General features: G+C 66.4%; 23 protein-coding genes and 2 rRNA genes. 15 read left to right on the forward strand and 10 right to left on the reverse strand.

What is annotated here, in order from left to right:
* The 3 genes from VF651_10135 to VF651_10145 form a co-directional block, all read left to right on the forward strand.
* Nucleotides 1–1064: ribosomal RNA gene (locus VF651_10135) — 23S ribosomal RNA — on the forward strand; the annotation flags it as partial.
* A gap of 131 nt (nt 1065–1195) precedes the next feature.
* Nucleotides 1196–1311 (forward strand): 5S ribosomal RNA (rrf, locus tag VF651_10140).
* A 296-nt stretch (nt 1312–1607) separates the two neighbouring features.
* Nucleotides 1608–1994 carry a hypothetical protein gene (locus tag VF651_10145; protein HEX7966067.1) on the forward strand — a complete coding sequence of 129 codons (387 nt, stop codon included), beginning with the start codon at nt 1608–1610 and terminating at the stop codon, nt 1992–1994.
* Between the two features lie 4 nt (nt 1995–1998).
* On the opposite strand, the gene VF651_10150 is transcribed toward VF651_10145, so the two are convergent.
* From VF651_10150 to VF651_10165, 4 genes are all read right to left on the reverse strand, one after another.
* Nucleotides 1999–2763 carry an alpha/beta hydrolase gene (locus tag VF651_10150; protein HEX7966068.1) on the reverse strand — a complete coding sequence of 255 codons (765 nt, stop codon included), beginning with the start codon at nt 2761–2763 and terminating at the stop codon, nt 1999–2001.
* A 5-nt stretch (nt 2764–2768) separates the two neighbouring features.
* A complete protein-coding gene (locus tag VF651_10155; protein HEX7966069.1) occupies nt 2769–3143 on the reverse strand; it encodes a cupin domain-containing protein in 375 nt (124 codons plus the stop codon).
* A gap of 122 nt (nt 3144–3265) precedes the next feature.
* Nucleotides 3266–3649, reverse strand: a complete 384-nt coding sequence (locus tag VF651_10160; protein HEX7966070.1) for a VOC family protein — start codon at nt 3647–3649, stop codon at nt 3266–3268.
* Nucleotides 3650–3674: 25 nt separating this feature from the next.
* Nucleotides 3675–4724 (reverse strand): 2OG-Fe(II) oxygenase, encoded by a 1050-nt coding sequence (locus tag VF651_10165; protein ID HEX7966071.1) that lies wholly within the window; start codon nt 4722–4724, stop codon nt 3675–3677.
* 117 nt (nt 4725–4841) lie between these two features.
* Between VF651_10165 and VF651_10170 the strand changes: the two genes are divergently transcribed.
* From VF651_10170 to VF651_10190, 5 genes are read left to right on the forward strand one after another with little or no spacing between them, the layout of a single operon-like run.
* Nucleotides 4842–5780 carry an arginine deiminase-related protein gene (locus tag VF651_10170; GenBank protein ID HEX7966072.1) on the forward strand — a complete coding sequence of 313 codons (939 nt, stop codon included), beginning with the start codon at nt 4842–4844 and terminating at the stop codon, nt 5778–5780.
* Nucleotides 5781–5790: 10 nt separating this feature from the next.
* Complete coding sequence (locus VF651_10175) at nt 5791–6252, forward strand: PaaI family thioesterase (GenBank protein HEX7966073.1); 462 nt, start codon at nt 5791–5793, stop codon at nt 6250–6252.
* A gap of 32 nt (nt 6253–6284) precedes the next feature.
* Nucleotides 6285–8114 carry an adenylate/guanylate cyclase domain-containing protein gene (locus VF651_10180; GenBank protein ID HEX7966074.1) on the forward strand — a complete coding sequence of 610 codons (1830 nt, stop codon included), beginning with the start codon at nt 6285–6287 and terminating at the stop codon, nt 8112–8114.
* Nucleotides 8111–8623, forward strand: a complete 513-nt coding sequence (locus VF651_10185) for an SH3 domain-containing protein (protein ID HEX7966075.1) — start codon at nt 8111–8113, stop codon at nt 8621–8623. The genes VF651_10180 and VF651_10185 overlap by 4 nt, the downstream gene beginning before the upstream one ends.
* Nucleotides 8620–9504 carry a M48 family metallopeptidase gene (locus VF651_10190; protein HEX7966076.1) on the forward strand — a complete coding sequence of 295 codons (885 nt, stop codon included), beginning with the start codon at nt 8620–8622 and terminating at the stop codon, nt 9502–9504. Before VF651_10185 ends, VF651_10190 begins: the two co-directional genes overlap by 4 nt.
* Nucleotides 9505–9564: 60 nt before the next feature.
* Here the strand turns inward: VF651_10190 and VF651_10195 are convergent, their stop codons facing one another.
* The 4 genes from VF651_10195 to rocF form a co-directional block, all read right to left on the reverse strand.
* Complete coding sequence (locus tag VF651_10195) at nt 9565–9873, reverse strand: hypothetical protein (protein ID HEX7966077.1); 309 nt, start codon at nt 9871–9873, stop codon at nt 9565–9567.
* 14 nt (nt 9874–9887) lie between these two features.
* Entirely contained in the window at nt 9888–10409 is a 522-nt protein-coding gene (locus VF651_10200; GenBank protein HEX7966078.1) for an aspartyl protease family protein, read from the reverse strand.
* A 183-nt stretch (nt 10410–10592) separates the two neighbouring features.
* Nucleotides 10593–10904 (reverse strand): carboxymuconolactone decarboxylase family protein, encoded by a 312-nt coding sequence (locus VF651_10205; GenBank protein ID HEX7966079.1) that lies wholly within the window; start codon nt 10902–10904, stop codon nt 10593–10595.
* Between the two features lie 53 nt (nt 10905–10957).
* On the reverse strand, nt 10958–11872 hold the full coding sequence (gene rocF / locus VF651_10210) for an arginase (GenBank protein ID HEX7966080.1): 915 nt from the start codon (nt 11870–11872) through the stop codon (nt 10958–10960).
* 137 nt (nt 11873–12009) lie between these two features.
* Here rocF and VF651_10215 point away from each other — a divergent pair, with 137 nt between their 5' ends.
* Nucleotides 12010–12681 carry a Fe2+-dependent dioxygenase gene (locus VF651_10215; protein HEX7966081.1) on the forward strand — a complete coding sequence of 224 codons (672 nt, stop codon included), beginning with the start codon at nt 12010–12012 and terminating at the stop codon, nt 12679–12681.
* A 171-nt stretch (nt 12682–12852) separates the two neighbouring features.
* Nucleotides 12853–13722 carry a DMT family transporter gene (locus VF651_10220; GenBank protein ID HEX7966082.1) on the forward strand — a complete coding sequence of 290 codons (870 nt, stop codon included), beginning with the start codon at nt 12853–12855 and terminating at the stop codon, nt 13720–13722.
* Between the two features lie 70 nt (nt 13723–13792).
* Here the strand turns inward: VF651_10220 and VF651_10225 are convergent, their stop codons facing one another.
* The gene (locus tag VF651_10225; protein HEX7966083.1) at nt 13793–14680 is read right to left on the reverse strand and encodes a diacylglycerol kinase family protein; all 888 of its coding nucleotides are present in this window, start codon (nt 14678–14680) and stop codon (nt 13793–13795) included.
* Between the two features lie 72 nt (nt 14681–14752).
* Nucleotides 14753–15226: a MarR family transcriptional regulator gene (locus tag VF651_10230; protein ID HEX7966084.1), complete on the reverse strand. Its 474-nt coding sequence runs from the start codon at nt 15224–15226 to the stop codon at nt 14753–14755.
* Between the two features lie 178 nt (nt 15227–15404).
* Here VF651_10230 and plsY point away from each other — a divergent pair, with 178 nt between their 5' ends.
* The 5 genes from plsY to VF651_10255 all read left to right on the forward strand — a co-directional run bounded on the left by plsY (nt 15405) and on the right by VF651_10255 (nt 19727).
* A complete protein-coding gene (gene plsY / locus VF651_10235; GenBank protein ID HEX7966085.1) occupies nt 15405–16046 on the forward strand; it encodes a glycerol-3-phosphate 1-O-acyltransferase PlsY in 642 nt (213 codons plus the stop codon).
* 15 nt (nt 16047–16061) lie between these two features.
* Nucleotides 16062–17027: a bifunctional biotin--[acetyl-CoA-carboxylase] ligase/biotin operon repressor BirA gene (gene birA / locus VF651_10240; protein HEX7966086.1), complete on the forward strand. Its 966-nt coding sequence runs from the start codon at nt 16062–16064 to the stop codon at nt 17025–17027.
* Nucleotides 17027–17767 (forward strand): type III pantothenate kinase, encoded by a 741-nt coding sequence (locus VF651_10245; GenBank protein ID HEX7966087.1) that lies wholly within the window; start codon nt 17027–17029, stop codon nt 17765–17767. Before birA ends, VF651_10245 begins: the two co-directional genes overlap by 1 nt.
* A complete protein-coding gene (locus tag VF651_10250; protein ID HEX7966088.1) occupies nt 17764–18486 on the forward strand; it encodes an SPOR domain-containing protein in 723 nt (240 codons plus the stop codon). Before VF651_10245 ends, VF651_10250 begins: the two co-directional genes overlap by 4 nt.
* A 179-nt stretch (nt 18487–18665) precedes the next feature.
* A complete protein-coding gene (locus VF651_10255) occupies nt 18666–19727 on the forward strand; it encodes a hypothetical protein (protein HEX7966089.1) in 1062 nt (353 codons plus the stop codon).
* Nucleotides 19728–19913: the final 186 nt, after the last annotated feature.

The raw sequence follows: 19913 nt of genomic DNA on the forward strand, positions 1-19913 counted from the left end.
CTGGAAGGTTAAGTGATGGGGTCAGCCGCAAGGCGAAGCTCTTGATCGAAGCCCCAGTAAACGGCGGCCGTAACTATAACGGTCCTAAGGTAGCGAAATTCCTTGTCGGGTAAGTTCCGACCTGCACGAATGGCGTAACGATAGCTCCACTGTCTCCACCCAAAACTCAGTGAAATTGAAATCGCAGTGAAGATGCTGCGTTCCCGTGGCAAGACGGAAAGACCCCATGAACCTTTACTCTAACTTTACACTGAACTTTGAACATACTTGTGTAGGATAGCTGGGAGGCTTTGAAGTCCGGTCGCTAGATCGGATGGAGCCACCGTTGAAATACCAGCCTGGTCTGTTCGGAGTTCTAACCTAGGTCCGTGATCCGGATCGGGAACAGTGTATGGTGGGGAGTTTGACTGGGGCGGTCTCCTCCTAAAGTGTAACGGAGGAGTGCAAAGGTACCCTCAGCGCGGTCGGAAATCGCGCACGGCGTGCAATGGCACAAGGGTGCTTGACTGCGAGACGTACATGTCGAGCAGGTACGAAAGTAGGTCATAGTGATCCGGTGATTCTGTATGGAAGGGTCATCGCTCAACGGATAAAAGGTACTCTGGGGATAACAGGCTGATTCCATCCAAGAGTCCATATCGACGATGGAGTTTGGCACCTCGATGTCGGCTCATCACATCCTGGGGCTGTAGCAGGTCCCAAGGGTATGGCTGTTCGCCATTTAAAGTGGTACGCGAGCTGGGTTCAGAACGTCGTGAGACAGTTCGGTCCCTATCTGCCATGGGCGTTGGAGATTTGAGGGGAGCTGCTCCTAGTACGAGAGGACCGGAGTGGACGTATCTCTGGTGTACCGGTTGTCACGCCAGTGGCACTGCCGGGTAGCTATATACGGACGGGATAACCGCTGAAAGCATCTAAGCGGGAAGCCCACCCCAAGATTAGATCTCCCTGGACTCTTGAAGTCCCTAAAGGCCCGTCGAAGACTACGACGTTGATAGGCAGGGTGTGTAAGCACAGTAATGTGTTCAGCTAACCTGTACTAATTGGCCGTGCGGCTTGGCCATATAACCTCAAGTGGTTTGTATGGACCAAGATTTTGTTTGATGGTCTCCATGAGAGACTGACATACTTAAGCGACAACAACTTTCCTCACCGCGCGCGCCTTTGGGTGCTGCGCGACAGTGAAACCGGTTTGCCTGGCGACCATAGCGAGTGGGAACCACCCGATCCCATCCCGAACTCGGAAGTGAAACTGCTCAGCGCCGATGCTAGTTTGCGGTCTCCGCATGCGAAAGTAGGACATCGCCAGGCTCTATACACGAAGGCCCGTCAATCTCACGATTGACGGGCCTTTTCCTTTTCTGCTTCTCTGGCGATGTCTTGCTTTCGCATGCGCATGCGGAAGTAGGGTGAGCAAGAGCCGGCGCCCACCGGGCGGCGGCCTTGCGAACGCCTGGCCCGGACGGCCAGGCCGGCGTGGCTACGTACTCAGATGCTGTGCCAGGGATGGCGGCTACATACAGTTTCTTTATCTGGCGGATATCGGAGGTTGTACACTTTATCTCTCGTCTTATCCTGAGCTGCATGTGCATTACGATCCCGACAGCATGGCCGCCGATATGCCGCCGAAGGTCCGGATCGGCATCGGCATTGTCTTCTTGATATTGGCGATCGGCCTCGGCGTCGCTGCTTTCCTGGTGGGAGGTCTATTCATCCCTGGCGCGATTGCCGCCGGCATACCCTTGGCAGCTTTGGGCGGGTCCGTGCTGTTCGGTCAGGATCGGGATGGCGACAAAGGCGTGGTCGGCCCCGTCACCCTCTATGTATTGGCCGGCGCTGTCACTCTCGGAACGGTTTGCGGCGTGTTTGCAGGAGCGCATGCCACGCTCGGGCCTGGAGCGACAGTTGCAGCATTGCTTGCTCTAGCAGCGCGTCGCGGCAAGAAGAAACTGGATTTGTCCCGAGTTCACGACCCTCGTGACCGAAATCTCTGAGCCCTCAACTGGCTTCTAACAGCTTCTCCAACCACTCCACCACCTTCCCCCAGGCCTCGCCCTTCGGATCCAGATGCTCGAAATGCCTCACGCCGGGCAGCTCGATGTATTCCACCGTATCGCCGGCCCTTTCCCCCGCCTTCACGTAGTCCCGGCCCACGGCCGCCGGCACCACATCGTCTTTTTCGCCATGCACCACCAGCTGCGGTACGCCCAGCGGCAGCAGTTCCTGGGGCGAGGCGAGGGCATAGCGCTCCGGCACCTCACTGGGCATGCCGCCCAGGAGTTCTCTCGCCACGCCGTTCGAGCAGCCGAGCTCGTGGATGCGCCTTAAGTCTGCCGCCGGCGCTTGGCCCACGGCCACCATGATCCGCACCTGCGGGAGAGCGCTGCTTGCGGCGATCCGGCGCGGACCCGCGGCCCAGAGCGCCAGGTGTCCGCCGGCGGAATGGCCCACGGTCAACACCCGCGAGAGATCGATGCCCGCGCCATCCGCCTTGAGTTGTGCGAGATGCTCGATGCCCGCGTGCACGTCCTCGAAGCTGCCCGGCCAGCCGCCGCCGGGCTCGCCCAGGCGCCGGTACTCCAGGTTCCAGGCGGCGTAGCCGCGGCGCGCGAGGTCCTCGGCGAGCGGTGTCATCTGGTCGCGGGCGTAGGGCATGCGCCAGAACCCGCCATGGAACAGGCAGACCACCGGCGCATCGTCACGGTCAGGCAGGTGCAGGTCCCCGGCCTGGGAAGCGGCCGGGCCGTAGCGGAAGGTCTGCATGGCTTTCAGCCCGCGAGCTGCTGCTCGATGGTCTTGCTGCGCGCGTCCTGCACGTCGCCGGTATGCTTGGTGGATACCGTCTCGATGAGTACCAGCCCCACTTCCTCCTCGGCCACCGGGTTATGCAGCGTGTCCTTGGGGATCACGTAGAAGTCACCGGGTCCGAGTTCCACCGTGCGGTCCTTGAGCTGGATCTTGAGGCGACCGTAGACCACCAGGAACATCTCGTCCTCATGGTCATGCTTGTGCCAAACCAGCTGGCCCTTCACCTTCGCCACCTTCACGTACTGGTCGTTGACACGCCCCACCACCCGCGGCGACCAGTGCTCGGTGACGCCTTTGAGAGCCTCAGTGAAATTGATGGGATTCAAAGCGTCCATAGCAGCTCCGGAGAGATTTAAGATGATCTGCCATCCCTGGCGCGCGTCGTAGTACTAACCATTGCTCCCTGCCGCACATCCTGTGCGGCGTTCACCGGCGTGAAGCAGTGCTTCCCGCCGGTTCACCCAGCCGGGGGCTGCCAGAGCTCGACCTTGTTCCCCTCGGGATCCATGACCCAGCCGAACTTGCCGAACTCCGAGTCGTCGGTCTTCTCCAGCACCTCGCAACCCTCGGCCCGCAGCGCCTGCAGCAGCGCGGTCAGGTCATCCACGCGGTAGTTCACCATGAAGGTCGAACGGCTCGGCGCGAAATGGCCGCTGTCGGCCGCGCCGATGGACCAGACCGTCATGCCCCCGGTGGGGTTCCCCGCGTCGTCGGTCCAGGTGAAGGCCGTGCCGCCCCATTCCTGCACGTCTATCCCCAAGTGCCGCTGGTACCAGGCCCGCAATGCCTTGGGGTCCTTCGCGTGGAAGAAGATGCCGCCGATGCCCGTAACACGCTTCATGTGTATCTCCCAACCTGACTGTATCTCAGCCGCCTGCCACCTGGTGCTGCATCTCGGCCATCCGCTCCCGTTCCCCGAAGAAGAACCCCAGCAGGCCATAGCGGCTGCCGCGGGTCACGGGTGTGACCTCGTGCAGCAGCGAGCAGGAGAAGATCGCCGCGCCGCCGCGCTCGGGCACGTAGAGGTCCGGGCCGAACTCCGGGAAGCGCAGTTCGCCGCCGTCGTAGGCGCCGGTGTTGAGGTTGAGCGTCATGGCGAAGCGCCGGTGCTGGGTGTCGCGGGACTCGTTGTCCCGGTGCGCGTGGAAGTAGCCGGCGCCCGCATCGTAGCGGATGAGCTTGAACACCTCGTGCTGCGTCACCTGGAAGTTGAAGCAGCGCTGGATCTCCGGCAGCACCCGCCGCACCAGCGCGTCCTTCACCTTGTCCAGCCACGGCCCGTCGGCGATGTACACGTCCCGGCGCATCTTCACGCCGGGGTCCGGTTTCCACAGGGTCTTGTTGCCCTCCACGTAGGCGGTGCCGGAGGGCGTGCCGCCGGTCTCCTCGAAGTGGGCGATGAGCGCGTCGCAGGAGGCCGCATCCAGCACCCGCGGAATGAACAGCACCGGCGCCTGCTGGCGCAGCGTCCTGGGTTCGGGCCGCGGGCGCGCGGCATAGAGGTCCGCCACCCGCGCCATGAACTCCTGCGCATCCGCGCCGCGTTCCAGCCGCTCCAGGATACGCAGGTTGTCGTCCAGCACCAGCGCCGTTGTGCCCGTGGGTGCGCCGCCCAGCAGGTGCTGGGTCAGCACGCCGTCATCCGCGAGCAGCAGCACGCCTTCCGTCTCCTTCTCGAGCGGGGCGATCTCCGCCGGGCTGCCCAGGACCAGGGCCACCCGCGTGGCCTTCTCCCAGGCAGGATGCGGACGGGCGAGGGCCGCGAGGTCGGCGCGGGTGGCGGCGTCCCCGGCAGGGCCGCAGACGAACAGCGCCATGGGCTGGCCGTAGTGCAGGTCCAGGAACATGCGCGGCTTGCCGGAAGCATCCAGCCGCCTGAAATCCGGTATACGGTCGCCGAGGGCGAGACCCGCCATGGAGACTCCCGAAACGCGTGGGGGCGGCGGCTACTTTAGCACTTGGCCGGACAGGAGCGCCGCCGGGTCCCGGCCCATGGGGTAAGATGCGGCGCATCCCGTCTCCTAAGGCCGCCGATGGCTGCGACTCCCGAAAAGCAGAGCGCGTCCGCCGTGCTCATGATCCGCCCCGCCAACTTCGGCGCCAACCCGGAGACCGCGGCGTCCAACGCGTTCCAGAAGAGCACCGAGGCCGGCGCCACCGTGCAGGCCCGGGCGACCGCGGAGTTCGACGCGCTGGTGGAGGCGCTCCGCGCCGCCGGCGTGGTGGTGGAGGTGTTCGATGACAGCCCCGAGCCCGTGACGCCGGACGCAGTGTTCCCCAACAACTGGGTGAGCTTCCACTCCGACGGCAGCGCCTGGCTCTATCCCATGCAGGCCCTGAACCGGCGCTGGGAGCGGCGGCGGGACATCCTCGATACCCTGCACGCCGAGCGCGGCTACGCGCTCAAGGACGTGCACGACCTCTCGTACTCGGAGTTGGACGGCCGCTACCTCGAAGGCACCGGCAGCCTGGTGCTGGACCGTGTGAACCGCGTGGCCTACGCCGGCCTCTCGCCGCGCACCGACGCGCGGCTGCTGCAGGACTGGGCCGCCCGCGCGGGGTACGAGGTGGTGAGCTTCCACCCGCGCGACACCCGGGGCCAGCCCATCTACCACACCAACGTCATGCTCTGCATCGGCAGCGCCTTCGCCCTGGGCTGCTTCGACTGCATCGCCGACACGGCCGAGCGTGAGCGGGTGGTGCGGCGGCTCGCGGACACGGGCCACGAGGTGGTGGCCATCAGCCCTTACCAGATGGAGTCCTTCGCCGGGAACATGCTGGAGCTCAAGGGCCGCGGCGGCGAGACGCTGCTCGCCATGTCAGCCCGCGCCGAGCGCGCCCTGAATCCAGCCCAGCGCGCGGCGCTGGAGAAGCACGCGCGCATCGTCTCGTCACCTATAGATACCATCGAGGATTGCGCCGGCGGTTCTGTCCGGTGCATGCTCGCGGAAATACATTTACCCCGGAATTGAGGAATCGCAGATGGAGAAGTGCCTGCAAGAGACCTACGCCCCCCACAACGCCTGCTTCGGCTGCGGCCCGGCCAACGCCGAGGGCCTGCACGTGCGCAGCTTCCCGAAGGACGGCGAGGTGGTGGCCGAATGGCGCGCCCAGCCAAAGTACGAGGCCTTCCCCGGCATCCTGAACGGAGGCATCATCGGCTCGCTGCTGGACTGTCACTGCAACTGGACCGCCGCCTGGCACCTCATGCAGAAATCCGGCGCCGCCACGCCGCCCTGCACCGTCACCGCAGAGTACGCCATCACCCTCAAGCGTCCCACGCCCACCGACGGGCCCATCACCCTCAAGGCCCGCGTGGTGTCCTCCACCGAAGACCGGGCCGTGATCGATGGGGAGCTTTGGGCCGGCGGCAAGCTCTGCGACACCTGCCGCGGCACCTTCGTGGCCGTGAAAGAGGGTCACCCCGCCTTCCATCGCTGGTAAGCTCTATATAGATACGGGAGCAGGGGTGTTCCATGGTTAAAGGCATGCTGCGCGGGCGCACCTGGCTGCTCGGCCTCTTCGTCGTCCTCGTCGTCGCGGACTTCTTCGTGTTCGCCGGCTTCGATTCCCTGGAGCATCCGCTGCAGGACCTCATGGTCCGCGCCCACTCCGCCGGCCGCGCGCCGGACCCGGACGTGGTGGTGGTGGACGTGGACGAGGCGAGCCTGGTAGCGGCGCAGCAGCAGCTCGGCGCCGGCTGGCCCTGGCCCCGTTCCCTCTACGCCCAGCTCCTGCAGGGCCTGCTCAAGCAGGACCCCAAGGCCGTGGTGTTCGACATCTACTTCGTGGACCCGGACAACGTCAGGCCTGAGAACGACAAGTACCTCATCGAGGTCGCCGCGCCCAGCGACAAGGTGTTCTTCCCCTCGGTGCGCCTCGAGAACGCGGACGACAGCAAGGGCGCACCGCTCAAGGACCTGCCGCCGCCCTTCGGCATCGAGCCGGGGCCCGGCGCGGACCCGGAGGCCCATGCCGCCATGCTGTTCCCGCTGCCGCAGCTCGCGCTGACGGGACGCGTGGGCGTGGTGAACTTCCTGCAGGATTCCGACAAGGTCGGCCGCCGCTACTACACCTTCTACGACGCCTACGGCTGGCTGATGCCCTCGCTGCCCGCGCGCGTGGCCCAGTCGGCGGGCTACCCGCTGCCGGAGTCGGACGCCTTCGTCATCAACTGGCGCAGCGGCGTGCCCCACGTGCCGTTCTATGAGCTCTACGCGGACATGCAGAAGCAAAAGTCCGCGCGTCCGGCGGGCGAGTTCAAGGACAAGATCGTGGTGATCGGCAGCACCGCCGCGGGCCTGGGTGACTCCCATCCCTCGCCGCTGGCGGCGAACTATCCCGGCGTGGACACCCTCGCCACCGCCATCGCGAACCTCAAGGACGGCGATTGGATGCGGCGCACGCCGCCCTGGACCGGCGCGTTCCTGTCCCTCGCCCTGCTGCTCGGCCTCGCGTTCCTCTTCGCCCGGGGCCAGGGCCCGTTCCGCACCGGTCTCGCGCTGCTGGCTGTGTCCTTCCTCGTGGTGTTCCTGGGCTACCTCCTGCTCGGTTCCCGCTGGCTGCTGCCGGTGGCCCAGCCGCTATTGTTCGGCTGGCTGTTCTTCTTCGCCATGGCCCTCGCCGAATACCTGCGGGAGCGGCGCGAGCGCCAGCACGCCATCGGCCTGTTCGGCCGCTTCCTGGACCCGCGGGTGGTGGACGATCTCGTCAAGCACCGGCGCGACCTCCTGAGCGAGGGCGCCAAGAGCCGCGAGGTCACGCTGCTGTTCTCGGACATCCGCGGCTTCACCACCCTCTCCGAGTCCCGCACGCCGGAGCAGGTGGTGGCGATCCTCAACCGCTACTTCTCCAAGCAGGTAGAGGTGGTGTTCCGTCACGGCGGCACCGTGGACAAGTTCATCGGCGACGCCATCATGGCGTTCTGGGGCGCGCCGCTGGAGGACAAGGACCAAGCCAGGCACGCGGTGGCCGCGGCCCTCGAGATGAGCGCGGTGCTGCTGGAGTTCCGCAAGGACCTGGGCGACCTCGCCGAGGTGTTCGACATCGGCATCGGCATCCACACCGGCCAGGCGGTGGTGGGCTTCATGGGCTCCGAGAACAAGCTCGACTACACCGCCATCGGCGACAGCGTGAACCTGGCCAGCCGCATCGAGGGCCAGACCAAGGGCGTGGCCCGGGTGCTGGTCTCCGCCGCCACCCGCGAGCGCTGCGGGGACGCCTTTGACTTCACCGAGCGGGGTACTTATAAAGTGAAGGGCAGGGAACAGCCGGTGGTGCTGTACGAACCCCGGGAGAAAACATGAGACGCTGGTCCATAGGAATCGCGGTCCTGTTGCTGGTGCTGGGCGCGGTGCACGCCGCCTCCACCTCCACCGCCCAGACCGTCGTCGCCGGCAACCTCACCTCCGGCCCGTACTCGGACGCGAGCGTGGTCGCGCCGGTGCCGAACGCCGCCCAGGTCACCATCATCGAGCGCCAGGGCGGCTGGTACCACGTGCGCCTGGATTCGGGGAAGGACGGCTGGCTGCCCATGACCAGCATCCGCCTCAACAGCACCAGCACCGGCAGCGGCTGGGGCACCAGCTGGTTCAGCCTGTTCCAGAGCGGCCGCTCCGGCGCCAGCGGCAGCACCGCCACCACCGGCGTGCGCGGCCTCAACACCGGCGACATCCAGAACGCCAAGCCCGATCCCAAGGCCGTGGCGGAGCTGGACCAGTGGCAGATGAAGCCGGGCCAGGCCCAGGCCTATGCCGAGCGCCTGCCGCTCACCGCCAAGCCCGAGATCGCCTACATCCCGAAGGTGAAGCCGTGAAGGCCCGCGCGCTCGCCCTCGCCGCCGGCTTCGCCTTGGCCGGCCTGCCGCTCGCCGCGTCGAGCGTGGACCTCGGCAACCTCTTCAACACCGTCAAGCAGGCGGTGAAGCCCGCGGACCAGGACCAGGAGGCGGAGATCGGCCGCGACGCGGCCGCCACCCTGCTCGGCGCCACCAAGCCCATCCACGAGGCGGAGGTGCAGCAGTATGTGAACCGCATCGGCCTGTGGGTCGCCATGCACAGCGACCGGCCGGACCTGCCCTGGCGCTTCGCGGTGCTGGACTCGGACGACATCGACGCCTTCGCCGCCCCCGGCGGCTACGTGTTCATCACCCGCGGCCTGCTGCTGCGCATGCATAACGAGGCGGAGCTGGCCGGCGTGCTGGGCCACGAGATCAGCCACGTGGTGCTCAAGCACCACCTGAACGAGCTCATGCGCGCCGCGCGCCTCGACCTGCTCGGCCAGGCCGCGAGCTACGAGATGCAGCAGCAAGGCCACGACACCAAGGTGCTGGACAAGGTGGCGGGCGCCAGCCGCACGCTGTACTCCAAGGGCCTGGACAAGGACGACGAGTTCGACGCGGACCGCTTCGGCGTGGTGCTGGCGGCGCGCGCGGGCTACGACCCCTACGGCCTGCTCTCGGTGCTCCAGACCCTGGAGAGCGTGGACCCCAAGAGCAGCAGCATGCAGCTCCTGATGGCCACCCACCCCTCGCCGGCGGACCGCATCGCGGCCTTGTCCGCGTCCATGCAGGCCGGCCGCATGGAGCGCTTCGGCAACCAGCCCGAGGGCCAGGGCCGGTTCGAGCGCATCGTGAAGAAGCTGGTGGCTCCGGACGCGGCCGGCAAGGATGACGAGGATGAGGACAAGAAGAAGTAGGGCTTGGCCCGTCTGCGGATGAAGTGATGGGGCCTGTACGGCCCCATCTTTTTTTGCCCCTCAATGGGCCTGTGCGTGCGGATCCTTCGCCTCCGGCAACGGCGCGAGCCACACCCGCCCATGTTCAAGGTCCATGGTCATGATCCAGTGCTGCAGGAACCCGTAGCCGATGTTGCCGTCCATGATGAGGTTGCCGGTCTGGGCCGTCCCGCTCACCGGGATGCCATTCGCCAGCGTCAGGCTGCCGTCGAAGGTCGCTTTAACGTCCGGCTTCATTCCCACCAGCGGCGCGATGTGGTTGCCCACTACCATCGCCAGGTAGCCCCCGGTATCCAACTCCATCCAGGCGAGGCCGTCGGGCGTCTGCACCGCACCGTCCAGCGTCAGCGCCCCCGCACCGGCAGCTCTTTCGCGTGAGCCTTGCGCGCCGCCAGGCTTGCCGGCGTCTCGACGATGATCTCCTTGCCCGGCACCAGCGTGATGGCGTGGCCCGCGAAGACGTCCAGGCCCACGATGCCATCGATGGGCGGCGCATCCGGACCCATGAAGCCCGCGACATCGAACACGCCGATGATAGGAGCCTGGGCCTTCACTCCCGGCATCTCGACCATGAGGCCATCGCAGTGCGGCCCGTCGAGCCGCTGGCCGTCCAGGCGGAAGCCGGTGGCCTGGCCCCAGGGCTTGCAGCCCACCTTCTGCGCGAAGGCCGGGGTCATGATCGTCACGCCTTCGCCGGTGTCGAACATGAACGTGCCCGTCTGTCCGCCTACCGTGGCATTGGCCGTGAAGAAGTAGGCGAAGTAGGGCTTGAGCGGGATATGGCCCGCCGGCTCCGGTCCGGCCGCCATCGCCAGGGCGGGAGCCAGCAGGGTGAACAGGGTGGGAGCTAACTGTCGTAGTTGCATCTTTCGTTCCTCCAGGTCGTTGAGTGGTTGCGTCGTGACGCCGGCCCACCCCGGTGTCACTGATTACGACCGGACGAAGGAGAAGGGAATTCCGTAAGACGGGAAGGAAAAGAAACCTGCGGTTCGCGGGAGATGGACGAAGATGGTTTCTGGCGGGAACGCCGGAGATATCCGGCGAACGTGTCAGCGGGCTTGGTCTTCCAGAAGCTCATCCATGAAAGCGATTGCGCGTCTCATATGAGGGATGACGATCGTCCCGCCCACCACCAGCGCCACGCTCATCGCCTCCACGATCTCTTCCTTGCTGCAGCCCGACTCGATGCACTGCCCGATGTGGTAGCTCACGCAGTCGTCGCAGCGCAGCACCATCGAGGTGGAGAGCCCCAGCAGCTCCTTGGTCTTCGCCGGCAGCGCGCCGTCCGTGTAGGTGAGGCTGTCCACCGAGAACACGCGCTTGATCACGCGATTGTCTTCAGCCAAGATTCTCTCATTCATCTTGGCCCTGAAGGCGTTGAACTCATCGACGCGCTTGCCCACTGAACTCTCCCTTAGAGAATCGTCCTGCCCAGGGCTGACTGGATCAGCCACACTGCAAATTTACCTGTCTTGTTCTCGGTATCCATGGTGGGATTGAGTTCGACGACTTCCATGCCGACGAGCTTGTTGCTCCGGGCCAGCACCTCGCACACCAGGTGCGACTCGCGGAAGTTGAGGCCGCCCGGCACCGGCGTGCCCACGCCCGGGGCCACGGTGGGGTCGCAGCCGTCCAGGTCGAAAGAGAGGTGGATGCCGCCGGAGGCCTTGCCCAGGATCTCCATGGCTTCCTCCAGGCAGGCCGGGGCGCCGCGCGCGTCGATCTCGCTCATGGTGAACACGCGCACGCCAAGTTCCTTCACGATCTTGGCTTCCTTGGCGTCCACCTGGCGCACGCCGAAGATCACCACGTTCTCGGGCTTGAGCGCCGGGGCGCGGCCGGCGATGCCGGTCAGCTCCTTCGGGCCGTTGCCCAGCAGCACCGAGAGCGGCATGCCGTGGATGTTGCCGGAGGGGCTGCTGTCGGGGGTGTTCATGTCCGTGTGGGCGTCGCACCAGAACACGCCGAGGTCCAGGTTCTTGCGGCGCAGGTGCTTGGCCATGCCCGAGATGGTGCCGATGGCCTGGGAATGGTCGCCCCCCAGCACCAGCGGGAACTCGTCCTTGTCCATGGTGGCTTCCACCGTGCCGGCCAGGTCGCGGCAGACCTCGCTGATCACGCCGAGGTAGCGTGCGTTCTTCTCGCCGAGCTCGGCCGCCTCCATGGAGATCTGGCCGATGTTATGCATGCCGACCACCTCGTGGCCGATCTTCTTGAGCGCCGGCACCACGCCGGCGACATGCATGGCGGAGGAGCCCATGTCGGTCCCGCGCCGCCCGGCGCCGAGGTCGAGGTGGACGTTGGTGATGCGGATTTTCTTGGAAGCCAAGGGAGTAACCGGGGAATGCGCTAAGCAGGGCGGCCATTGTAACATGACTGCATATTCACTGATTTGTGCATATTATTGTTGACACCCCCCGCCCCGAGCGGGTCTCATGGGCCGGGGTCACACCAAGGTTTCCCATCATGCTGCTCAAGATCGAAGGCCTGCTCAGCGCCGCCGAGTTGGTCCAGCTGCGCACGCAGCTCGCCGGGGTCAAGTTCGAGGACGGCCGCACCACCGCCGGCGTCGCCGTGCGCGACGTCAAGCACAACCTGCAGAGCGCGGCCCAGGACAAGGCGCTGCTGGAGCCGCAGCAGCTCCTGGCCGCCGCCCTCGTCCGGAACGAGCTGTTCAACCAGTGGGTGCTGCCGCGCCGCCTGCTGCCGCCCATGTTCAACCGCTACGACACCGGCATGGACTACGGCGGCCACGTGGACAACGCCGTCATGGGTGGCGGCGACCCGCTCAGGGCCGACGTCTCCATCACCGTGTTCCTCACCGACCCCGCCGACTACGACGGCGGCGAGCTCGTCATCAACAGCGACGGCGAGGCCCAGTCCGTGAAGCTCGCCGCCGGCAGCGCGGTGGTCTACAGCTCCACCAGCATCCACAAGGTGCAGAAGGTCACCCGCGGCAGCCGCGTGTGCGGGGTCACCTGGGCCCAGAGCTTCGTGCGCGACGAGCCGCGCCGCGAGATGCTGTACGAGCTCATGCAAGTCGCCCGCTGGGCGCGGGGCGTGGCGCCCGGTTCCGCCGAGGCCATGAAGATCAGCAAGCTGCGCGCCAATCTCATGCGCCTTTGGGCCGAAGTTTAAGTCTCATCTGGGCGCCTCCAGAAGCCAGAGATTTTGGTCGCGGGCAAGGCGAAGCTGCCCGAGCAACCGGGCGCGGCATATATTCCGCGCGGGCGGACAGGGATGTGCGTCCTGGACCGCGAGCGAAGCTGGATGCGTAGCGAGCATCAAACTAATCGAGGCTCATAACCGATGTGGCAATTAGTGATCGGCGCCGTGCTTATTAGCTTCTCGGCGGTGTTCGTGAAGCTCGTCCACGTGCCCCCGACCGTGAGCGGTTTCTACCGGGTCTTCTTCGGCGGCGTGATCCTGCTCGCCGTGGTGCTCTGGCGGCGCGAGCATCCCCGGCTGAATGGCGCGAGCTGGATCAAGCTCCTGCTCGCCGGATTCTTCTTCGCCCTGGACCTCTTCTTCTGGCACCGCAGCATCCTCTACGTGGGCCCCGGGGTCGCCACGCTGCTCGCCAACTTCCAGGTGTTCGTCATGGCCGCAGTGGGCGTGCTGTTCCTGAACGAGCGCCTGAGCCTGTTCCAGTGGCTCGCCATCGTCATGGCCATGTTCGGCCTGGTGCTGCTGGTGGGGGCGGACTGGAGCCATCTCTCGCCGCTCTACCACTGGGGCATCGTCCTGGCGCTCATCTCCGCGGTGGCCTATGCCGGCTACCTCCTGGCCCTGCGCAGCACCCGCAATGCCACCGGCGGCTCGTCCTACAGCGCCATCACCATCACCTCGTTCGCGTCGGCCGCGATGCTGGCGGTGTCGCTGCTGGTGGAAGGGGAGTCCTTCGCCATCCCCACCTGGGCGGACGCGGGCTGGCTGCTGCTCTATGGGCTGGTGCCCCAGGTGCTGGGGTGGGTGCTGATCTCCCACAGCATGCACAAGGTGCAGGCATCCCAGGTGGGGCTGGTGCTGCTGTTGCAGCCCGCCTGCGCCTTCGTCTGGGACAGCGCCTTCTTCGGCCGGCATTTCAGCCCGCCGGAGCTGGCCGGCGCGGCCATCACCTTGGTAGCCATCTATATGGGCTCCCTGAGGCGATCGCCCATGCGGAAAAGAACCGCCTGAAATCTTGATCTTGGGGGACGTCAGCCGGAAGCGTTACGAGCAAAGGCAGAGCGCAGTAGCTTCCGGGTAATCAGCAGACGACCTCGAGGGCCCGGGGTAAAACCTCTATATCCAGTTTCTTCGCGCCGGTATAGGTGAGTTCCCCATCCGCGTGTATCGGCAGCGGCACGTCCGCCTCTACTGACAGCCGCCCGGTCCGGAACTTCACCACCTTCGGGTGGCTCATGTGCTCGCCCTTCAGCACCTGGGGCAGGAGCTGCAGGACGCCGAGGCGCCCCATGCCCTTGGCCACCACCACGTCGAACAGCCCGTCGTCGATCTCGGCGTCCGGCGCCATCACGAACGCGCCGCCTTCCACCTTGCCGTTGTTGATGGTGAGCAGGGTGATGGGCGTCTCCAGCCTCTCGCCGTCGTGGCGCACCCGCACCGTGGGGGTGGAGTGCATCAAGAGCAGGATCTTGGCCAGCGCGATGCCGTACACCGCGTTGCCGCGCAGCCAGCGGATGCGGTTGGCCTCCAGCGCCACCTGGGCGTCGAAGCCGATGCCGAGGCCGTTCGCGAAGTAGAAGTCGTTGCAGCGGCCCACGTCCACGCGGCGGGTCTGGCGGCGCACCGCGCGCCAGCAGGCCTCGCGCCAGTCATGGCTCGCGTCCAGCATCTTCACGAAGTCGTTGCCGGTGCCCACCGGCACCACCGCCAGCGGCGCGCCGCCGCCGCCCTTCATCCAGCCGTTCACCGCCTCGTGCACCGTGCCGTCGCCGCCGGCCACCACCACCACCGGCGGCTTCTCTGCGAGCGCGGCCTGCACCTTGGCCTGCACGTCGCCGGGGCCGGTGCTGTTGAGGATGCGGGTAGGGAGGCTGAGTTCCTGCAGGTAGGCGCCGATGGCCGGGCCCATCTCGCGGCCCAGGCCGCGGCCTGCTTCGGGATTCACGATGACGGGAGCACGCGCACTCATGGCGCGCGCCTGCGGGAAAGTCTCATCTTGTCACCCCAGCCCCTGAAAGCTGCGGCATAGCTTACTCGAAGCTCAGCGCTTCCCGTTGCCGTTTCCGTTTTTGGGGAGTTCGCCGTCTAGCTCGGCCATCATCCGCGCCACGCTGCCGAGCGCGAGGCGGATCGCCACCTGCTCGTCCGGCGGCAGCTCCGAGAGCCGCGCGCTGAAGCGCATCTGCAGGGGGGAGGGCAGTTCCAGGGACATCTGCTTGCCGAGCGGCGTGAGCGAGACCAGCACCCGGCGCTTGTCCTCGGGCCGCCGCTCGCGACTCACGAGGCCCCGCACCTCCAGCCGGTCCAGGATCCCCGTGAGGGTGGCGGGGCTGAGGGCGATGCCCTTCGCCAGCGCGCCGGTGGTGAGCGAGCCGCGCCCCGCGATCTCCCGGAGGCACAACATCTGCGGACCCGTGAGGCCATGGCTGCCGGAAAGCTGCCGGCTGTAGACGTCCATGGCGCGCATGATGCGCCGCAGATCCATGAAGATGTCCTTCATGAGGTCTTGGTCCATTTCCATCCCCTGAGTACTCGAAACCCCTAAGCTTCGGATGCAACTCTTATTATGTAATATAACATAATAAACATTCATTTGCAAAGTACCCGCCTTGGCAGGACCAAGCCCCCGTCCTGCTTGGGCCGCCTGTAAACCCCCGCTAGAATGGACACTTCGCCCCGCCGGATGCACCCCCATGATCGCCCTTGGCCTGCGCTGCCTCCTGGCCTATCTATTGGGTTCCCTCCTGGGCAGCATGCTCGTGGGCCGGGTCTACGGCGGGGTGGATATCCGCACCCAGGGCTCCGGCAACGCCGGCGGCACCAACGCCCTGCGCACCCAGGGCAAGATCTTCGCCCTCTGGGTCATGCTCATCGACATCGGCAAGGGTGTGGCCGCCGCCTGGCTCGTGCCAGCCATCCCGCTGCCCGTGCCCGGCGGGGAAGTGCTCACGGGCCCCTGGACCGCCGCGCTCTGCGGCATGTTCGCCATCGTCGGCCACGTGTTCCCGGTGTTCTACGGGTTCCGGGGCGGCAAGGGCGCCGCCACCTATGTCGGCGTCGTGGCCGTGTTGGCACCGGTGGCGCTGCTGCCGGGGCTCGCCGTGTTCGTGCTCGTGCTCACCCTCTCGGGCTACGTGGGCCTCTCCACCGTGCTCTCCGCCTGCACCGTGGCGGTGTTCGCGCTCTGGCGCGACGGCGCCGCCTCGCCGCTGTTCACCTTCGCCCTCGTCATGGCGCTCTTCATCGTCTACACCCACCGCAGCAACCTGCAGCGGCTCATGGCGGGCAACGAGAACCGCTTCGAGCGCGCCATGCTGCTGCGCAAGCGGCGCTGACCCGAAGTCAGCTCCATGGACCGCGCCCACGCCATCCTGCAGGTGCTCGCCGACGGCCGCTTCCACTCCGGTGAAGTGCTGGCCAAGAGCCTGGGCGTCACCCGCGCCGCCGTGTGGAAGAAGGTGCAGGGCCTGGAGAAGCTCGGCCTCTCCGTGTTCCGCATCCCCGGCAAGGGCTATCGGCTCTCCGATCCCCTCCAGCTCCTCAGCGAGGAGGCCATCGCCGCGGACTTGAGCCAGGCCACCCGCGCGCGGCTCAAGGCCTTGACCGTGCTGCCCGTGGTGGACTCCACCAACACCTGGCTCGCGTCCCAGGGCGGCGAGCCCGCCGCCTGTTTCGCCGAGTTCCAGTCCGCCGGCCGCGGCCGCCGTGGCCGGGCCTGGGTCTCGCCCTTCGGCGCGAACCTCTATATGTCCCTGGCTTGGCGCTTCGACGAGTGGCCGCCCGGGTTCACGGCCCTGGGCATGGTCACCGCCATCGCCGCGGTGCGGGCGCTGGAGGTCCTGGGCGTGCCGGACGTGCGCATCAAGTGGCCCAACGATCTGATTGCTGCCGGCCGCAAGCTCGGCGGCGTGCTCATCGACATCCAGGGCGAGCCGCCCGGCGCCACCCGCGCCGTCATCGGCCTGGGGCTCAACGTGCGCATGCCGTCCCAGCCGGCGGAGCAGATAGACCAGCCCTGGATGGACCTCGCCACCCTCACCGACGGCAACGCGCCGGAGCGCAACGCCCTCGCCGCCGGGCTGATCGAGTCGCTGTTCACGGCCCTCGGGGAGTTCGAGACCTTAGGGTTCGCCGCCTTCAGCGCCGACTGGCAGCGCCTGGACCTCGTGGCCGGCCGCGCCGTGGCGCTGCACTCCCACGAGCACACCGTCACCGGCGTCGCCGCCGGGGTGGACGAGCAGGGCGCGCTGCTGCTGCGCACGCCGGCGGGCGTCAAGCGCTTCGTCTCCGGCGACCTCTCCTTGAGGATCACCTGATGGTGCTGTTGCTCGACATCGGCAACACCCGCGTGAAGTGGGCGCGCCTCTCGGCCGGCGAGCTCGGCCGCATGGACGCGCGCGTCCACGCGGACGAGCAGCTGAAACCCGCGCTCCAGGCCGCGTTCGAGGGTCCCCAGCCCAAGCGCGTAGTGGTCTGCAACGTGGCAGGTCCCCTGGTGGCCCGGTACTTGAGCGAGTTCTGCCAGGAGCGGCTCGGCGCCAACCCCGAGTTCTTCATCTCCTCCGCCGAGCGCTGCGGCGTCACCAACGGCTACCTGGATCCGGTGCGCCTGGGCGCGGACCGCTGGGCCGCCGTCATCGGCGGGTTCCGCAAGTTCGGCGGACCCGTCTGCGTCATCGACGCCGGCACCGCCATCACCGTGGATGCGGTGAACGGTGGCGGCCGGCACCTGGGCGGGCTCATCGCCCCCGGCCCCCAGACCATGCGCCGCTCGCTCGCGGACGCCACCGCCGGCCTGCAGGACCTGGGCGAAGGCGAGCTCGCGCTGCTCTGCAAGGACACCCGCTCCGCCATCTGGAGCGGCGGCTGGCACACCGCCGCGGGTCTCCTGGAGCGCGTGCACGGCCTCGTCACCAAGCAGCTCGGCAACAGCACCAGGTTCGTGCTCACGGGCGGCGATGCCAGGCGGCTGGACGCGCTGCTTCCGGGCAGGTTCACCCTCTGCCCCGAGCTCGTGCTCATGGGGCTCGCCGCCGCCGCCTCGGAGCGCGCGTGAAACGCGCGATCTTCCTCGTGCTCCTGCTGGCGAACCTGGGGTTGTTCGCTTGGTATCGCTGGTACCTGCAGCCCGGCGAGAAGGCCCCCGCGCCGGCCCCGGCGCTCACGGCGAAACCGCTGCAGCTCATGAGCGAGCTCACGCCCGCCGAGAAGAAAGCGCTCGCTGCCCAGGCGCCCGCCGCCGCCACGGCACCCATGCTCGCCACCGCCGCGCCGGCACCGGCCACTGTGGCGCCGTCCGCCGCGGGGCAGACCTGCGCGAGCTACGGCCCCTTCCCCAGCGCCGACGCCGCAAGCCAGGCCCTCGCGCGCCTCAAGGCCGCGGGCCTCACCGGTGCCCAGCACCTCGTGCCCGGCAAGGCCAAGCTCGGCTACTGGGTGTACCTGCCGCCCTTCGGCTCCCGCCGCGAGGCGGACGCGGCGGCGAACCTCTTGCGCAAGCGCGGCGTGAAGGACATCTACGTGGTCGCGGACGAGGCCAACCGTAACGCCATCTCGCTGGGCGTGTTCAGCCAGAAAGACGGGGCCGTCCAGCGGCAGAAAGAGATCAGGAAGATGGGATACCGGCCCCAGATGGCCGAGAGATTTAGAGACGAACCCAGGTACTGGCTCAATGCCCAGGGGCCGGAGGCGATGCTTCCGGGAGCGGATGTATTTAAGGATTTGGGGGATGAGGCGGCGCCGGTCGGACGAGCCTCGACGGCCTGTTCCAACTGACAGCCATTCGACCGCAAGGAAGGGTTCCCATGAGAAGACATTGGAGGCTTATCGGGATACTGATCTTGGGGGCTGGCATCCTGGGCGGCTGCCGGTCCGGGAGCTCCACCTCCAGCGGAGGCGGAGCCTGTACCAATTCTTTCACCTGTCAACTGACCAGTGTGACTTACGGCGCCGGCATGTTCGTGGCGGTGGGGTCGGGCGGCGAGACGAGAGGGGATGACGGCAACCCGTGGATCGAAGTCAGCACCGACGGCATCAACTGGACGCCCGACCACGTCCAGTACACCGACGAGCAGCTCAACGAAGCGTACACACTCCGGTCGGTCACCTACGGCTCGAACGGCTTCGTGACCACGGACGGGGTGCACGTGCTGCACAGTACCGACGGCCTCAACTGGACTGTCGAGTCCTTCGAAAGCGCATCTGACAAGATCTCCTATGTCCTCTATGACGGCACTCGCTACATCCTGTATTCGAATACCGACGGGCCGAGTGGAAAACTGGGGATGATCGACAATTTTCCCTGGAAAGTCAGTACCGATGGGGTGGACTGGGCCGACTACGGCGCCATCACCATCAACAACGGCCCTGCGGGCGAACCGGTGTCCATCATCCATGTGGGCGGCATGTACGAAGCCGCCTGGCAACCGGCGGAGAACGTGCCGGGTAATACACGCTACCTCACCGCCACCTCGACAGATGGCCTGTCCTGGACCTTGGGTACCCCCGTTGCTGCGGTCACTCCCAAACCCACCATGTATTGGATCCTGCACGCCGGGGACCAATACCTCGTGTACGGTGGCATAGACGATCCCGCGCAACAGGGTGATTTTGGCGTGGTGCTGTATGGATCCTCGATGTCGGCCATGAAGGTCGCGAGCCCGCTCACAGTCCCAAGCAATGACAACCTGGGTGACGTCGCCGACGACTTCGATCCCACTGGAAGTTCGTTCCCCGGGCCCCCTTACCAGACCCATGGGCTGGTCAGCAATGGCACCGTGGCCGTGGCCCTCGGTACGCCGGGACTCTTTGTGAGCACGGATGGCATCGCCTGGCACTGGAAGAGCATGGATGGCGTAGTGCCTCTGACTGCCTGCAATACCTTTGAGGGAAACATCTGCAGCTCCTTCGCTTCAGGTGCCGCCGCACCCGGCGGTTCGATCGTGGTGTTGGTGGCCAGCGGAAGCGCGGGGGCGGAGACGACGGATGGCATCCATTGGGTCACCAGCAACTTGTAAGGGGCTAGTGAAGGCCACAGGCTGCGCCCGGGGTGAAAAACCGATCTTTTGGCCCCCGGCGTTGTTGAAAAGCCCCTCGCACTGCTCACATACGCGAAAAGTATGCTCCGCCTGCTCGGGAGCTTTTCGCCTAGCCGGATGACCAAAATCTCGGGTTTTCCATGTGGCCTGCTAAAATCTTGAGGG

The organism is Gammaproteobacteria bacterium (assembly GCA_036383255.1).
GTDB lineage: Bacteria > Pseudomonadota > Gammaproteobacteria > Natronospirales > REEB76 > DASUBN01.

What these genes read in the sequence shown, in the direction of transcription:
- VF651_10215 (HEX7966081.1), top strand. Translation starts at nt 12,010, where the DNA reads ATGCTGCTCAAGATCGAAGGCCTGCTCAGCGCCGCCGAGTTGGTCCAG.
- VF651_10205 (HEX7966079.1), bottom strand. Translation starts at nt 10,904, where the DNA reads ATGAATGAGAGAATCTTGGCTGAAGACAATCGCGTGATCAAGCGCGTG.
- VF651_10165 (HEX7966071.1), bottom strand. Translation starts at nt 4,724, where the DNA reads ATGGCGGGTCTCGCCCTCGGCGACCGTATACCGGATTTCAGGCGGCTG.
- VF651_10220 (HEX7966082.1), top strand. Translation starts at nt 12,853, where the DNA reads ATGTGGCAATTAGTGATCGGCGCCGTGCTTATTAGCTTCTCGGCGGTG.
- VF651_10255 (HEX7966089.1), top strand. Translation starts at nt 18,666, where the DNA reads ATGTTCGTGGCGGTGGGGTCGGGCGGCGAGACGAGAGGGGATGACGGC.
- VF651_10230 (HEX7966084.1), bottom strand. Translation starts at nt 15,226, where the DNA reads ATGGACCAAGACCTCATGAAGGACATCTTCATGGATCTGCGGCGCATC.
- VF651_10200 (HEX7966078.1), bottom strand. Translation starts at nt 10,409, where the DNA reads ATGCAACTACGACAGTTAGCTCCCACCCTGTTCACCCTGCTGGCTCCC.
- VF651_10155 (HEX7966069.1), bottom strand. Translation starts at nt 3,143, where the DNA reads ATGGACGCTTTGAATCCCATCAATTTCACTGAGGCTCTCAAAGGCGTC.
- VF651_10145 (HEX7966067.1), top strand. Translation starts at nt 1,608, where the DNA reads ATGGCCGCCGATATGCCGCCGAAGGTCCGGATCGGCATCGGCATTGTC.
- VF651_10185 (HEX7966075.1), top strand. Translation starts at nt 8,111, where the DNA reads ATGAGACGCTGGTCCATAGGAATCGCGGTCCTGTTGCTGGTGCTGGGC.
- plsY (HEX7966085.1), top strand. Translation starts at nt 15,405, where the DNA reads ATGATCGCCCTTGGCCTGCGCTGCCTCCTGGCCTATCTATTGGGTTCC.
- birA (HEX7966086.1), top strand. Translation starts at nt 16,062, where the DNA reads ATGGACCGCGCCCACGCCATCCTGCAGGTGCTCGCCGACGGCCGCTTC.
- VF651_10175 (HEX7966073.1), top strand. Translation starts at nt 5,791, where the DNA reads ATGGAGAAGTGCCTGCAAGAGACCTACGCCCCCCACAACGCCTGCTTC.
- VF651_10160 (HEX7966070.1), bottom strand. Translation starts at nt 3,649, where the DNA reads ATGAAGCGTGTTACGGGCATCGGCGGCATCTTCTTCCACGCGAAGGAC.
- VF651_10170 (HEX7966072.1), top strand. Translation starts at nt 4,842, where the DNA reads ATGGCTGCGACTCCCGAAAAGCAGAGCGCGTCCGCCGTGCTCATGATC.
- VF651_10180 (HEX7966074.1), top strand. Translation starts at nt 6,285, where the DNA reads ATGGTTAAAGGCATGCTGCGCGGGCGCACCTGGCTGCTCGGCCTCTTC.
- VF651_10225 (HEX7966083.1), bottom strand. Translation starts at nt 14,680, where the DNA reads ATGAGTGCGCGTGCTCCCGTCATCGTGAATCCCGAAGCAGGCCGCGGC.
- VF651_10245 (HEX7966087.1), top strand. Translation starts at nt 17,027, where the DNA reads ATGGTGCTGTTGCTCGACATCGGCAACACCCGCGTGAAGTGGGCGCGC.
- VF651_10150 (HEX7966068.1), bottom strand. Translation starts at nt 2,763, where the DNA reads ATGCAGACCTTCCGCTACGGCCCGGCCGCTTCCCAGGCCGGGGACCTG.